Raw genomic sequence first — 12,206 nt, 5'->3', positions numbered from 1 at the left:
AGATGAATATTTTTTTCTGCCCATTGAAACGCAAAACCCCTAATCATTGGATGTCCAACTTTCGGGGTTCACTTCAATCAGGCGGTTTTTTTATTTGTCAGTGTTTAACGGTGCGCCAGTTCGACGTCGTCTTCACTTTCCAGAATCGCTTTGTCAGTCTGCTTCAGCCACTGGCTGGTTAGCGTACCGGCTGTCATTGAGCCGCTTACGTTCAGCGCAGTACGGCCCATGTCGATCAGCGGCTCAACGGAGATCAGCAGCGCGACCAGCGTTACCGGCAGTCCCAGTGCAGGCAGCACAATCAGCGCGGCGAAGGTTGCGCCACCACCAACACCCGCAACGCCTGCGGAACTTACGGTCACAATACCAACCAGTGTAGCAATCCAGACTGGATCAAGTGGGTTGATACCCACGGTTGGCGCAACCATCACCGCCAGCATCGCCGGGTAGAGACCCGCACAACCGTTCTGACCGATGGTGGCACCAAAAGAGGCTGAGAAGCTGGCGATAGACTCTGGCACGCCCAGACGACGGGTCTGTGCTTCAACGTTCAGCGGAATAGACGCGGCGCTGGAACGGCTGGTGAAGGCAAAGGTCAGTACCGGCCAGACTTTACGGAAGTATTTCAGCGGGCTAACGCCGTTCACACCCAGCAGGATACCGTGCACCACAAACATAATGCCCAGACCCAGGTATGAGGCAATCACAAAACTACCCAGTTTGATGATGTCCTGCAGGTTAGAGCCAGCAACCACTTTGGTCATCAGTGCCAGAACGCCATAAGGGGTTAACTGCATCACCAGACGAACCAGCTTCATCACCCAGCTTTGCAGGGTATCGATAGCGGTCAGCACGCGTTCACCTTTTGGTGCATCGTCTTTCAGCAGTTTAAGTGCCGCCACACCCAGGAATGCGGCGAAAATGACCACGCTGATGATGGAAGTTGGGTTGGCACCTGTCAGGTCAGCAAACGGATTCTTCGGAATGAAGGAGAGCACCATTTGCGGCACGGTGAGGTCAGCTACTTTCCCCACGTAGTTAGTTTGAATCGCGGTCAGACGCGCTGTTTCAGCCGTTCCCTGAACCAGCCCTTCGGCAGTCAGGCCGAACAGGTTGGTGACCAGTACACCAACCAGCGCTGCAATCAGCGTGGTAAACAGCAGCGTACCAATGGTCAGGAAGCTGATTTTACCCAGTTGGGTCGCGTTATGCAGGCGGGCAACGGCACTCAGAATAGAGGCAAACACCAGTGGCATAACGATCATCTGCAGCAGCTGGACATAGCCGTTACCGACAATGTTGAACCACTGAATGGAATCTTTCAGAACTGGGTTGTCGGAGCCATAAATCGCCTGTAATGCCAGACCAAATACAACACCCATGACCAGACCAACCAGTACTTTTTTCGCCAGACTCCACTGTTTGTGGCGCGCCTGCGCGAGAAGCAATAGCAATACAACGAACACAATGACGTTCGCGATGAGTGGAAAATTCATCCCCGTTCTCCTGATTTATTATGGGGTCGGTTTTTACCGATCCTGTTGGCGGAAGGTTAGCAGAAGTGTGATGTAGCGCTTATATCCAAATGGAATGGGTTATGACAAATGCGGTAATTTTGTCTGTTTACTGTTCGATTTGATGATGAATAAAACGATTGAACTGAAATTGCAGCGAATTAATCATCTGGGAAGACCAGCGGACTGCACTGTTTTCGGGCAATGTTTGCGGCATCCAGACAGCATAGGCAAACAGCGCCATGCACAATACGCGCTCAAGCTGGTTACCTTTCTGCGGTGCAAGGATGGGAAAACGAAAACGCCAGCGGCAGGGCCAAAGCAGCGGCACGCCCGCAGGCGTCAGCATATCGGCGAGAATATGGCTTAAATAGCCCAGCACCATCCCCTGGATGGCATCCGCAGGGACAATCCAGCTTTCGGGCACTTTTAAGTAGAAGAGCGTCAGCAGGCCAAACACGGCTAGCAGGCTGTGTGTAAACCCCCGGTGGCCAAATGCGCGGGCGATGGGTTTCGAGACCCACTTCAGGCGTTGCCCAAGGAAGGATTTGGGGTGGTCTATGTCGGGCAGCAAACAGGTCAATACGGCGGAAGGGACAATATGCCACCAGTCCCCCTGCGCCAGCACAGGGGTAAGTTCAGCGTTTTTGGCAAATACTGCGCACGCAATAGAAAAAAGCAGGTGGCCTTCCGCCGTCATGATAAAACCCACAAAACTGTCAATTCATACAGTATAGGGTTTTTATACAGTAGGCGGAAGAGGTGACGGTGTAACTGTTTGTCACAAACCCAACGCAGGCATTAACCGCCCTGCAGATGATGCGTCGTCAACCCGACCAGTGAAGTGAGCTTCACATCGGCAAGGGCAAACCGGGGATCGTGGCGGGTTTCTTCAGCGGGCACCACAATGGAGCGCATACGTGCGGCTTTCGACGCCACCATACCGTTTACGGAGTCTTCAAACGCAACGCAGTTGAGTGGATCAAGACCCAGCTTAGCGGCACAGTCCAGATAGACCTGCGGGTGCGGTTTGCTGTAAGGCAATTTTTCCGCTGATGCCAGCGCGTCGAAACTGTCGCGCAGTTCAAACATGATGAGCACTTTTTCCAGCATATGCAGCGGTGAAGCAGAGGCCAGACCGACTTTCAACCCCTGAGCTTTACACAGTGCGACGGCTTCACGAACGCCAGGCAGCAGTGGTTTGTTCTCTTCTACCAGCGTGATGGCGCGGCTGATAATGCGTGCGGTCACTTCGTCACGACCCGGGCCAACCCACGGTTGTTGGGCAAACCACAGATCGACGACCATATCAATGCGCAGGCCAAGCGTATCAGGAAGTTCATTACGGCGGCTGATATCCACGCCAAGGTTGGCGATGACGTCCAGTTCGGCGCGATCCCACAACGGTTCGGAATCGATCAGTAATCCATCCATGTCAAAAATTGCGGCAAGAATTTGGCGCGGTGTCGACATCACAACGTCTCCTTATCCAGGGTGTTCGACAGACGATAAGTGCTAAGCACAACCTGCAATTTAGCATATTGCCTTTAAAGATCGGGCGAAATTGATGACCAGCAGGTAGACTTAGGCACAAATAACGCGTCTATATGAAGAGGAACTGATGACGTATCAACAAGCTGGACGCATCGCGGTCTTAAAACGTATTGCTGGCTGGGTGATTTTTATTCCAGCAGTCATTTCTACGCTGATCTCTGTACTGAAATTTATGTACGATCACAGCGAAAAACAGCCGGGTATTAATGCGGTAATGCTTGATTTTGCGCATGTCATGATTGATATGATTCGTTTTAATACGCCATTCTTGAATGTCTTCTGGTTTAACTCACCCACCCCGGATTTTCACCAGCAACTGAATATCGGCTTTTGGGTCATTTACGCACTGATCTTTATCGCCCTCGCATTGCAGGCCTCTGGCGCACGAATGAGCCGTCAGACGCGCTTTCTACGCGAAGGAGTTGAGGACCAGTTAATTCTGGAGCAGGCCAAAGGCCCGGAAGGGATGAGCCGGGAGCAGATTGAATCCCGCATTGTTGTGCCGCGTCACACCATTTTTCTGCAAATTTTCCCGCTCTATATCCTCCCGGTGATCATCATTGTGGCGGGGTACTTCTTCTTCTCAGTGCTCGGTTTTCTGTAACAGATAAGGGTGGCGCGAGAGCCACCCTTATCTGTCTTCACGCGGCAAGTATGCGTTCAAGGGCCCGCTGTGCGTTGACCAGGTGTTCTCCGCCAAACAGGATGGCACGGTTCATCAACGTATAAAGCTGATACACCGGCTGGCGATCGAGGAAACCGGGCGGCAGGGGCGAGACCGACTGGTACCCATCGTATATTTGCGGTGGCTGCTCCGGATGCAGCGGCAGCATTGCCAGATCGCACTCTCTGTCACCCCAGTAGCAGGCCGGGTCAAAGATATAAGGGCCGTTGGGGCCTAGTGCGCAATTATTTGACCACAGATCACCGTGTAGCAGAGAAGGCTGAGGCTGGTGAGATGCCAGACGCTGCTGAACGTGCTCAACGATGGCATCAATATTGCCAAATTCCAGCCCTTTTTCTGCGGCCAGTTCAAGTTGCCAGCCAATGCGTTGCTCAGCAAAAAACGTCGACCAGCGACGCTGCCAGGCATTAGGTTGCGGGGTAGTGGAGAGATCGTTGTCAAAATCGAGACCAAATTGCGGCTGGTCGCTCCATTGATGCAGGCGCGCTAACTGTTGGCCGAGAATGAAAGCATTATGGGCATCTAACGGACGGGCAGGGAGATATTCCATCACCAGAAAGCTGTAGTCGCGATCACTCCCCACGGCCAGAACCTGCGGGACAGTCACCGTTTTACTGCGCGACAACAGTTCCAGTTGGTCAGCTTCGGCGGTAAAGATCGGAAGCAGCTCCCGCTCATCGCATTTAACGAAAAGATCGCGTCCTGCGTAGCGTAAATGCCACGCGGCGTGGATCTCTCCGCCTGGCAGTTCGTTACGCAGTTCAATTTCACCTTCACCCAGTTGCTCACTTAAAAGATGACTGATAGCCTGCCACATGTTGTTTCTCCCATGTTGTCTGCCAGATCATAAAGTTAGCGCATAATTGCGGTAAAAAAATACGAACTAACGCACACCTGAGCGGTTTAAATTCATGCAGGGCACTTATTGTTTCTTTTTCTGCCAGTTTTGCCAGGAATCCACCTCAATTTCGGCAGGCTTGTCGGTCACAGTTTCCGCCAGACTGGCGGCCAACGCCTGAACTTCTTCTTCGCTCAGCGCGCTGATCAGACCAAATGTCAGGGTGCCTAAATCATGAATATTGCCCTCGTCATCCGCGAGCGTGAGCAGAAAATTAGCCCGTGTGAAGGTGTTGTTGAGCTCATTCAGTTCGGTGAGCGATGCTTCATGAAGATTGATGGTAACGACGTAGCGAGTGATGTCACCACTGCTCATAATTCACCTCATTGTTATCATGGAAGTTTTCTTAGCATAGTCGATAGTCAGTGTTTGGCGACTACGACGTGAAATTCCCCTTCATAAAGAAGGGGAACAGGTGTTAATTGCGTGACAGGTAATCAACGATTTTTTGCGTATCGGCCAGTGAACAGAGACGCGTGCCCTGGTTGATAGTTGCAGCACTCCCCGCCGCCACACCGTAGCGTGTCATTTCCAGCAGTGACGCGCCCTGTGCCAGTTTCAGTGTCATTGCACCTACCATACTGTCGCCAGCGCCTACCGTGCTCTGACTTTTCATCGGTGGCGGGACAACCTGAACGGACGACGTTTCATCGACTGCCAGTGCCCCCTGAGGACCAAGGGAGACCACAACGCGTCGCGCTTTACCACTGCGCACCAACTCCTGTGCGGCAGTGCGAACATCATCTGGTTGTGTCAGTTCCCGGTTCACGAGTGCACTTAACTCTTTCTGGTTGGGCTTAACCAGCTCAAGATTGCCTGGCACTAATGCAGCCTGCAGAGCGTCGCCGCTGCTGTCGACAATGCAGCGGATCCCGCGTTGCTGTGCAGCCTGAATGAGCGCGGTTAATTTTTCCGTGCTCACGCCGGGTGGCAGGCTGCCGCTTACTACCAGCAGTGCACCGCTTTCTATCGCCAGCACTTTCTCTTCCAGTTGACGAAATTCATCATCACTGAGTTTCGCGCCAGGCATGACAAAACGGTACTGCTCATCGCTTGATTCCACGTGTACATGCAGGTTTTGTCGTGTCCAGTCTTTGGCAGCGACTGTCTCTACGGCAACATGTTCATCTGCCAGCAGAGAGACCAGGTGTTCTCCGGTGGCCCCCCCTGCGGGGAATATTGCTGTCGCTTTACCGCCGAGGTGTGTAATAGCACGCGCCACGTTGATACCGCCGCCGCCAGGCTCAAAGACCGGGGCCGTGCAACGCAATTTACCTTCCGGGTAAATCTGGGGCGTCAGGGTGGCGGAATCAAGGGAAGGGGAGAGCGTCAGAGTGTAGATAGCAACCATCATTACCTCCTTTTAGCATGGGTTCCTATTAGTCTGGCACCATTTATCAGGAAGGCAATGTAAATAACAGTATGATTTTAAATATGAATACGGATGAAAAAACAGTTGCGGGATATATAAAATAAAACGCAATTTGAGATCGTTCTTATTCAAAAAATGAAATAAGAAAACATTGCTATGTTATTTGCGGCTTTTTATAATTTGTTACCTTTCTCTGGACGCCTTGTCATTGATCCTCAAGAAAGATTCCGGGACCGTGTGGTCTCTTTTTTTGTTGTACGGACTCCTTAATAAAATGAAGCTTTTGAAGACAGTACCCGCTGCACTGATGCTGGCGGGTGGCGTGTTTGTGGCAATGAACGCGAGCGCCGATGATACCGTTTTTACTGTCATGGACGATCCCACCACCGCGAAAAAACCGTTTGAAGGCAACCTGAACGCCGGGTACCTGGCACAATCCGGTAACACGAAAAGCTCCTCTCTGACAGCGGACAGTACGCTCACCTGGTACGGTAACACCACCGCCTGGTCTCTGTGGGGAAATGCCAGCAACACCTCCGCTAATGATGAACGCTCTTCCGAGAAATATGCGGTGGGCGGACGTAGCCGTTACAACATGACTGATTATGACTACCTGTTTGGTCAGGCAAGCTGGTTGACTGACCGTTACAACGGTTATCGTCAGCGTGATGTGTTCACCGCGGGTTATGGTCGTCAGTTCCTGAATGGCCCGGTACACAGCTTCCGTTTTGAATTCGGTCCTGGTGTACGTTATGACGAGTACACCGATGGCGATACCAAAACCCAACCGCTCGGTTACGCTTCCGGTACCTATGCCTGGCAGATGACTGACAACACCAAATTTACCGAAGGCGTTTCTGTATATGGTGCCGACGATACGACGCTGAACTCTGAGACAGCGCTGAACGTGGCTATCAACGAACACTTTGGATTGAAAGTGGCCTACAACGTGACCTGGAACTCTTCACCGCCAGAAACTGCGCCGGATCATACCGACCGCAGAACCACGGTTTCCCTGGGTTATAAAATGTAATAAGAACGGGCCGATATTTTTATCGGCCCGTTTTCGAAGTGTCATCCGCATTTACCCCCAAATCATTGCCGCCCAACGTAACAACAGCATAGCGCCGCAGATGGCTATCAGCACCAGCACCATTTTCCAGTGTTTTACGGCAAATCGTTTTGTTGGCATAACCTAATCCTTGTTCCTTAATACGCACAGTCTATCAAACAGGGCAGAAAAATGCCCCGTCGCAGGGAGCGATTAGGTTATACCCGCTTAGGTGAGGCTCAGAACCAGTGGAATCGTTCGGCGAGAATTAACAATAAACCTGTGGCTGAAAGGATGTTCAATATCACAACCGTTCTACTGGATACGTTCATGGTATGCACCTTTGGGTTTAATGACCTGTTCAAGAGTAGCCCAGCATCTCTGGAATGCGAGCACCAGGGGTATGCAACCTGCAAATTCATGCGAAAGTGCCAGCACATCAATCTGCCAGCAGAGGGTGCAATCTCCCTTTTGTTAGTGTTAACATTGCAAGGCTTGCCGTAAATCGGACGTTATCTGATTTTTCTGCGGGTGAATGATGACGAACCAATTTGACGATTGTTGGTCAGATGGTGTCGTAATCTATTGTCAAATCACGATTATTTTCTTTGTATATGCTCTTATGTGTGGGGCATCACTGCAAATAAGGATATAAAATGCCTGTAATTACTCTTCCTGATGGCAGCCAACGCCATTACGACCACGCTGTTAGCCCAATGGATGTTGCTCTGGACATCGGCCCTGGACTCGCGAAAGCGACCATCGCTGGCCGTGTTAACGGTGAGCTGGTTGATGCTTCCGATCTGATCGAAAATGATGCAACGCTTGCCATCATTACAGCGAAAGACGAAGAAGGTCTGGAGATCATTCGCCACTCCTGCGCACACCTGTTAGGTCATGCCATCAAACAGCTGTGGCCAAATACTAAAATGGCGATCGGTCCGGTTATCGACAACGGTTTTTACTACGACGTTGACCTTGATCACACCCTGACTCAGGAAGATATCGACGCGCTCGAAAAACGTATGCACGAGCTCGCCGAAACGAACTATGACGTCATCAAGAAGAAAGTCAGCTGGCACGAAGCGCGTGAAACCTTCGTGAAGCGTGGCGAGAACTATAAAGTCTCTATTCTTGATGAAAACATCTCCCATGATGACAAGCCAGGCTTGTACCATCACGAAGAATACGTCGACATGTGTCGTGGACCGCACGTGCCGAATATGCGCTTCTGTCATCACTTCAAGCTGATGAAGATCGCAGGCGCCTACTGGCGCGGCGACAGCAACAACAAGATGTTGCAGCGTATATATGGGACCGCTTGGGCCGATAAAAAAGCGCTGAATGCATATCTGCAGCGTCTGGAAGAAGCCGCGAAGCGTGACCACCGTAAAATTGGTAAGCAACTTGACCTGTACCACATGCAGGAAGAAGCGCCGGGTATGGTGTTCTGGCACAACGACGGCTGGACCATTTTCCGTGAACTGGAAACCTTCGTTCGTTCCAAGCTGAAAGAGTACCAGTACCAGGAAGTAAAAGGCCCGTTCATGATGGACCGTGTGCTGTGGGAAAAAACCGGCCACTGGGACAACTACAAAGATGCGATGTTCACTACCTCTTCCGAGAACCGTGAATACTGCATCAAGCCAATGAACTGCCCGGGACACGTTCAGATCTTCAACCAGGGTCTGAAATCCTACCGCGACCTGCCGCTGCGTATGGCAGAGTTCGGTAGCTGTCACCGTAACGAGCCATCAGGTGCGTTGCATGGTCTGATGCGTGTTCGTGGCTTTACTCAGGATGATGCGCATATCTTCTGTACGGAAGATCAGGTACGTGACGAAGTTAACGCCTGTATTCGTATGGTCTACGATATGTACAGCACCTTTGGCTTCGAGAAGATCGTGGTCAAACTCTCAACGCGTCCGGAAAAACGTATCGGCAGCGATGAGACCTGGGATCGCGCAGAAGCGGATCTCGCCGTGGCGCTGGAAGAGAACGGAATTCCGTTCGAATACCAACTGGGCGAGGGCGCATTCTACGGTCCGAAAATTGAATTTACCCTGTATGACTGCCTCGATCGCGCATGGCAGTGCGGTACTGTACAGCTGGACTTCTCCCTGCCGCAGCGTTTAAGCGCCTCTTATGTTGGCGAAGACAACGAGCGTCAGGTTCCGGTAATGATTCACCGTGCAATTCTCGGTTCTCTGGAGCGCTTCATCGGCATCCTGACTGAAGAGTTCGCTGGCTTCTTCCCAACCTGGCTTGCGCCAGTGCAGGTCGTGGTGATGAACATTACCGATTCTCAGGCGGATTACGTTAAAGAATTGACGCAGAAACTACAAAATGCGGGCATTCGCGTAAAAGCAGACTTGAGAAATGAGAAGATTGGCTTTAAAATCCGCGAGCACACTTTACGTCGTGTCCCGTATATGTTGGTCTGTGGTGATAAAGAGGTGGAAGCAGGCAAAGTTGCCGTTCGCACCCGCCGTGGTAAAGACCTGGGCAGTCTGGACGTAAGTGAAGTGATTGAGAAGCTGCAACAAGAGATTCGCAGCCGCAGTCTTCAACAACTGGAGGAATAAGGTATTAAAGGCGGAAAACGAGTTCAAACGGCACGTCCGAATCGTATCAATGGCGAGATTCGCGCCCAGGAAGTTCGCTTAACAGGTCTGGAAGGCGAGCAGCTGGGGATTGTGAGTCTGAGAGAAGCAATCGAAAAGGCTGAAGAAGCTGGAGTAGATTTAGTTGAAATCAGCCCTAACGCCGAACCGCCAGTTTGTCGTATCATGGACTACGGCAAGTTCCTTTATGAAAAGAGTAAGTCTTCTAAGGAACAGAAGAAAAAGCAAAAAGTTATCCAGGTTAAGGAAATCAAATTCCGTCCTGGTACCGACGATGGCGATTATCAGGTAAAACTCCGCAGCCTGATTCGCTTTCTGGAAGATGGCGATAAGGCCAAGATCACGCTGCGTTTCCGCGGTCGTGAGATGGCCCACCAACAGATTGGTATGGAAGTGCTTAACCGCGTCCGTGACGATCTGAGTGAACTGGCAGTAGTCGAATCCTTCCCTACGAAGATCGAAGGCCGTCAGATGATCATGGTGCTCGCTCCTAAGAAGAAACAGTAAGGCCTTCAAGCAGCAAAATCTGTGGAGCCTTCGGGTTTCATAGGTTTTGTTCGCCTATGTTTCGTTTATTTAACAATGCGAAGTGGAAGTTATTAAGATGCCAAAAATTAAGACCGTACGCGGTGCTGCTAAGCGCTTCAAAAAAACCGGTAAAGGTGGTTTTAAGCACAAGCACGCTAACCTGCGTCACATTCTGACTAAGAAAGCTACCAAGCGTAAACGTCACCTGCGTCCAAAAGCCATGGTTTCTAAAGGCGATCTGGGCCTGGTAATCGCGTGCCTGCCGTACGCATAAGTCGTTAACGTTTAACTTTTTTAACTTAGAATAGATACAGGAGAGCACACATGGCTCGCGTAAAACGTGGTGTAATTGCACGTGCACGTCACAAGAAAATTTTGAAACAAGCTAAAGGCTACTACGGTGCGCGTTCACGCGTATACCGCGTTGCCTTCCAGGCTGTTATCAAAGCAGGTCAGTACGCTTACCGTGACCGTCGTCAACGTAAGCGTCAGTTCCGTCAACTGTGGATTGCGCGTATCAACGCAGCAGCACGTCAGAACGGTATTTCTTACAGCAAATTCATCAACGGCCTGAAAAAAGCCTCTGTTGAAATCGACCGTAAGATCCTGGCTGACATCGCAGTATTCGACAAAGTAGCGTTCACCGCTCTGGTCGAAAAAGCGAAAGCAGCACTGGCATAAGCCAGTTGAGAGAGGGGGCTTAGCTCCCTCTTTTCATTTAACACCATCAGAAGATTGACTTTTACCGGTGCAACCTTTTCAATAAGGTCTTAACGGTTTTTACCACACAAGGTAACGCAAGCATGAATGCTGCTATTTTCCGCTTCTTCTTTTACTTTAGCACCTGAATTCAGGAGGCTAGCGCGTGAAAGATGAAACGAAAAACAGCGCCAGATAAGCCTCCCGATGGAGGCTTTTTTTGTGCCTGAATTTGAGAGAATAACTCCACCAAATCGGTGTCTGCACCGACATAATGAGGAAAATCATGTCACATCTCGCAGAGCTGGTTGCCAGTGCAACAGCCGCCATTAATCAGGCCTCAGATGTTGCCGCGTTAGACAATGTCCGCGTCGAATATCTTGGTAAGAAAGGGCACCTGACCCTTCAAATGACAACCCTGCGTGAACTGCCGCCAGAAGAACGCCCGGCAGCGGGTGCGGTAATTAACGAAGCCAAAGAGCAGGTACAGCAGGCGCTGAACGCACGCAAAGCCGAGCTGGAAAGTGCGGTGCTGAACGCACGTCTGGCTGCAGAGACTATTGACGTTTCTCTGCCGGGTCGCCGTATCGAAAATGGTGGCCTGCACCCGGTTACACGTACCATTGATCGTATTGAAAGTTTCTTCGGTGAGCTCGGCTTTACCGTGGCGACTGGCCCGGAAATTGAAGATGATTATCACAACTTCGATGCCCTGAACATTCCTGGCCATCATCCGGCACGCGCTGACCACGACACTTTCTGGTTCGACGCCACGCGTCTGCTGCGCACCCAGACTTCCGGCGTTCAGATCCGTACCATGAAGGATCAGGAACCGCCAATCCGTATTATCGCGCCGGGCCGTGTATATCGTAACGACTACGATCAGACCCACACGCCAATGTTCCACCAGATGGAAGGTCTGATTGTTGATAAAAACATCAGCTTCACCAACCTGAAAGGCACGCTGCACGATTTCCTGAATAACTTCTTTGAAGAAGATCTGCAGGTTCGTTTCCGTCCGTCCTACTTCCCGTTCACTGAACCGTCTGCGGAAGTTGACGTGATGGGTAAAAACGGCAAGTGGCTGGAAGTGCTGGGTTGCGGCATGGTACATCCAAACGTACTGCGCAACGTAGGTATCGATCCGGAAGTTTACTCCGGCTTTGCGTTCGGTATGGGCATGGAACGTCTGACCATGTTGCGTTACGGCGTGACCGATCTGCGTGCATTCTTCGAAAACGATCTGCGTTTCCTCAAACAGTTTAAATAAGGGCAGGACAG

General features: G+C 51.1%; 16 protein-coding genes and 1 other annotated feature. Of the genes, 8 read left to right on the top strand and 8 right to left on the bottom strand.

All coding sequences use genetic code 11. From position 1 onward, the window contains the following. Positions 1 to 104 precede the first annotated feature (104 nt). The 3 genes from V6E55_RS22085 to hxpB form a co-directional block, all read right to left on the bottom strand. Positions 105 to 1,496 (bottom strand): L-cystine transporter, encoded by a 1,392-nt coding sequence (locus V6E55_RS22085; RefSeq protein WP_114979384.1) that lies wholly within the window; start codon positions 1,494 to 1,496, stop codon positions 105 to 107. Positions 1,497 to 1,623: 127 nt separating this feature from the next. Next, positions 1,624 to 2,214, bottom strand: coding sequence for a metal-dependent hydrolase (locus V6E55_RS22080; RefSeq protein ID WP_014883483.1), 591 nt, complete (start codon positions 2,212 to 2,214; stop codon positions 1,624 to 1,626). A gap of 101 nt (positions 2,215 to 2,315) precedes the next feature. Then, a complete protein-coding gene (gene hxpB, locus V6E55_RS22075) occupies positions 2,316 to 2,987 on the bottom strand; it encodes a hexitol phosphatase HxpB (RefSeq protein ID WP_316943921.1) in 672 nt (223 codons plus the stop codon). A 148-nt stretch (positions 2,988 to 3,135) separates the two neighbouring features. Here hxpB and V6E55_RS22070 point away from each other — a divergent pair, with 148 nt between their 5' ends. Then, entirely contained in the window at positions 3,136 to 3,672 is a 537-nt protein-coding gene (locus tag V6E55_RS22070; protein ID WP_114979386.1) for a YniB family protein, read from the top strand. A gap of 37 nt (positions 3,673 to 3,709) precedes the next feature. Here V6E55_RS22070 and V6E55_RS22065 read toward each other — a convergent pair whose 3' ends face one another. The 3 genes from V6E55_RS22065 to pfkB all read right to left on the bottom strand — a co-directional run bounded on the left by V6E55_RS22065 (position 3,710) and on the right by pfkB (position 6,002). Continuing rightward, positions 3,710 to 4,570 carry a fructosamine kinase family protein gene (locus V6E55_RS22065; protein ID WP_028017219.1) on the bottom strand — a complete coding sequence of 287 codons (861 nt, stop codon included), beginning with the start codon at positions 4,568 to 4,570 and terminating at the stop codon, positions 3,710 to 3,712. Between the two features lie 105 nt (positions 4,571 to 4,675). Continuing rightward, the gene (gene ghoS / locus V6E55_RS22060; RefSeq protein WP_316943920.1) at positions 4,676 to 4,966 is read right to left on the bottom strand and encodes a type V toxin-antitoxin system endoribonuclease antitoxin GhoS; all 291 of its coding nucleotides are present in this window, start codon (positions 4,964 to 4,966) and stop codon (positions 4,676 to 4,678) included. Positions 4,967 to 5,069: 103 nt separating this feature from the next. Then, positions 5,070 to 6,002 carry a 6-phosphofructokinase II gene (gene pfkB, locus V6E55_RS22055; RefSeq protein WP_114979389.1) on the bottom strand — a complete coding sequence of 311 codons (933 nt, stop codon included), beginning with the start codon at positions 6,000 to 6,002 and terminating at the stop codon, positions 5,070 to 5,072. A gap of 295 nt (positions 6,003 to 6,297) precedes the next feature. Between pfkB and V6E55_RS22050 the strand changes: the two genes are divergently transcribed. Then, positions 6,298 to 7,056: a DUF481 domain-containing protein gene (locus V6E55_RS22050; RefSeq protein ID WP_114979390.1), complete on the top strand. Its 759-nt coding sequence runs from the start codon at positions 6,298 to 6,300 to the stop codon at positions 7,054 to 7,056. A 51-nt stretch (positions 7,057 to 7,107) separates the two neighbouring features. Here V6E55_RS22050 and yniD read toward each other — a convergent pair whose 3' ends face one another. Continuing rightward, positions 7,108 to 7,215: a small membrane protein YniD gene (gene yniD / locus V6E55_RS22045; protein ID WP_008500658.1), complete on the bottom strand. Its 108-nt coding sequence runs from the start codon at positions 7,213 to 7,215 to the stop codon at positions 7,108 to 7,110. Between the two features lie 98 nt (positions 7,216 to 7,313). Next, the gene (gene yncL / locus V6E55_RS22040) at positions 7,314 to 7,406 is read right to left on the bottom strand and encodes a stress response membrane protein YncL (protein WP_021241082.1); all 93 of its coding nucleotides are present in this window, start codon (positions 7,404 to 7,406) and stop codon (positions 7,314 to 7,316) included. A 324-nt stretch (positions 7,407 to 7,730) separates the two neighbouring features. On the opposite strand from yncL, the gene thrS reads away from it, so the two are divergent. The 6 genes from thrS to pheS all read left to right on the top strand — a co-directional run bounded on the left by thrS (position 7,731) and on the right by pheS (position 12,195). Then, positions 7,731 to 9,659 carry a threonine--tRNA ligase gene (gene thrS, locus V6E55_RS22035; RefSeq protein WP_114979391.1) on the top strand — a complete coding sequence of 643 codons (1,929 nt, stop codon included), beginning with the start codon at positions 7,731 to 7,733 and terminating at the stop codon, positions 9,657 to 9,659. Between the two features lie 3 nt (positions 9,660 to 9,662). Further along, positions 9,663 to 10,205, top strand: a complete 543-nt coding sequence (gene infC, locus V6E55_RS22030) for a translation initiation factor IF-3 (RefSeq protein WP_023616141.1) — start codon at positions 9,663 to 9,665, stop codon at positions 10,203 to 10,205. 97 nt (positions 10,206 to 10,302) lie between these two features. After that, a complete protein-coding gene (gene rpmI, locus V6E55_RS22025) occupies positions 10,303 to 10,500 on the top strand; it encodes a 50S ribosomal protein L35 (protein WP_001124225.1) in 198 nt (65 codons plus the stop codon). 50 nt (positions 10,501 to 10,550) lie between these two features. Continuing rightward, on the top strand, positions 10,551 to 10,907 hold the full coding sequence (gene rplT, locus V6E55_RS22020; protein WP_000124850.1) for a 50S ribosomal protein L20: 357 nt from the start codon (positions 10,551 to 10,553) through the stop codon (positions 10,905 to 10,907). Positions 10,908 to 11,024: 117 nt separating this feature from the next. Then, positions 11,025 to 11,149 (top strand) — a sequence feature (Phe leader region). Further along, a complete protein-coding gene (gene pheM / locus V6E55_RS22015; RefSeq protein WP_001386830.1) occupies positions 11,030 to 11,074 on the top strand; it encodes a pheST operon leader peptide PheM in 45 nt (14 codons plus the stop codon). It overlaps the preceding feature by 45 nt. A 62-nt stretch (positions 11,150 to 11,211) precedes the next feature. Beyond that, a complete protein-coding gene (gene pheS, locus V6E55_RS22010) occupies positions 11,212 to 12,195 on the top strand; it encodes a phenylalanine--tRNA ligase subunit alpha (protein ID WP_010426091.1) in 984 nt (327 codons plus the stop codon). Positions 12,196 to 12,206 lie beyond the last annotated feature (11 nt).

It is taken from the genome of Enterobacter sp. 342 (assembly GCF_036663495.1).
GTDB lineage: Bacteria > Pseudomonadota > Gammaproteobacteria > Enterobacterales > Enterobacteriaceae > Enterobacter.
This window is presented reverse-complemented; position numbering and strand designations above follow the sequence as displayed.

Excerpts from the sequence above, each read along its gene's own strand:
- hxpB (WP_316943921.1), bottom strand. The coding sequence starts at position 2,987 with ATGTCGACACCGCGCCAAATTCTTGCCGCAATTTTTGACATGGATGGA.
- pfkB (WP_114979389.1), bottom strand. The coding sequence starts at position 6,002 with ATGGTTGCTATCTACACTCTGACGCTCTCCCCTTCCCTTGATTCCGCC.
- pheS (WP_010426091.1), top strand. The coding sequence starts at position 11,212 with ATGTCACATCTCGCAGAGCTGGTTGCCAGTGCAACAGCCGCCATTAAT.
- V6E55_RS22085 (WP_114979384.1), bottom strand. The coding sequence starts at position 1,496 with ATGAATTTTCCACTCATCGCGAACGTCATTGTGTTCGTTGTATTGCTA.
- V6E55_RS22050 (WP_114979390.1), top strand. The coding sequence starts at position 6,298 with ATGAAGCTTTTGAAGACAGTACCCGCTGCACTGATGCTGGCGGGTGGC.
- V6E55_RS22070 (WP_114979386.1), top strand. The coding sequence starts at position 3,136 with ATGACGTATCAACAAGCTGGACGCATCGCGGTCTTAAAACGTATTGCT.
- V6E55_RS22065 (WP_028017219.1), bottom strand. The coding sequence starts at position 4,570 with ATGTGGCAGGCTATCAGTCATCTTTTAAGTGAGCAACTGGGTGAAGGT.
- rpmI (WP_001124225.1), top strand. The coding sequence starts at position 10,303 with ATGCCAAAAATTAAGACCGTACGCGGTGCTGCTAAGCGCTTCAAAAAA.
- V6E55_RS22080 (WP_014883483.1), bottom strand. The coding sequence starts at position 2,214 with ATGACGGCGGAAGGCCACCTGCTTTTTTCTATTGCGTGCGCAGTATTT.
- thrS (WP_114979391.1), top strand. The coding sequence starts at position 7,731 with ATGCCTGTAATTACTCTTCCTGATGGCAGCCAACGCCATTACGACCAC.
- rplT (WP_000124850.1), top strand. The coding sequence starts at position 10,551 with ATGGCTCGCGTAAAACGTGGTGTAATTGCACGTGCACGTCACAAGAAA.
- yniD (WP_008500658.1), bottom strand. The coding sequence starts at position 7,215 with ATGCCAACAAAACGATTTGCCGTAAAACACTGGAAAATGGTGCTGGTG.
- ghoS (WP_316943920.1), bottom strand. The coding sequence starts at position 4,966 with ATGAGCAGTGGTGACATCACTCGCTACGTCGTTACCATCAATCTTCAT.
- yncL (WP_021241082.1), bottom strand. The coding sequence starts at position 7,406 with ATGAACGTATCCAGTAGAACGGTTGTGATATTGAACATCCTTTCAGCC.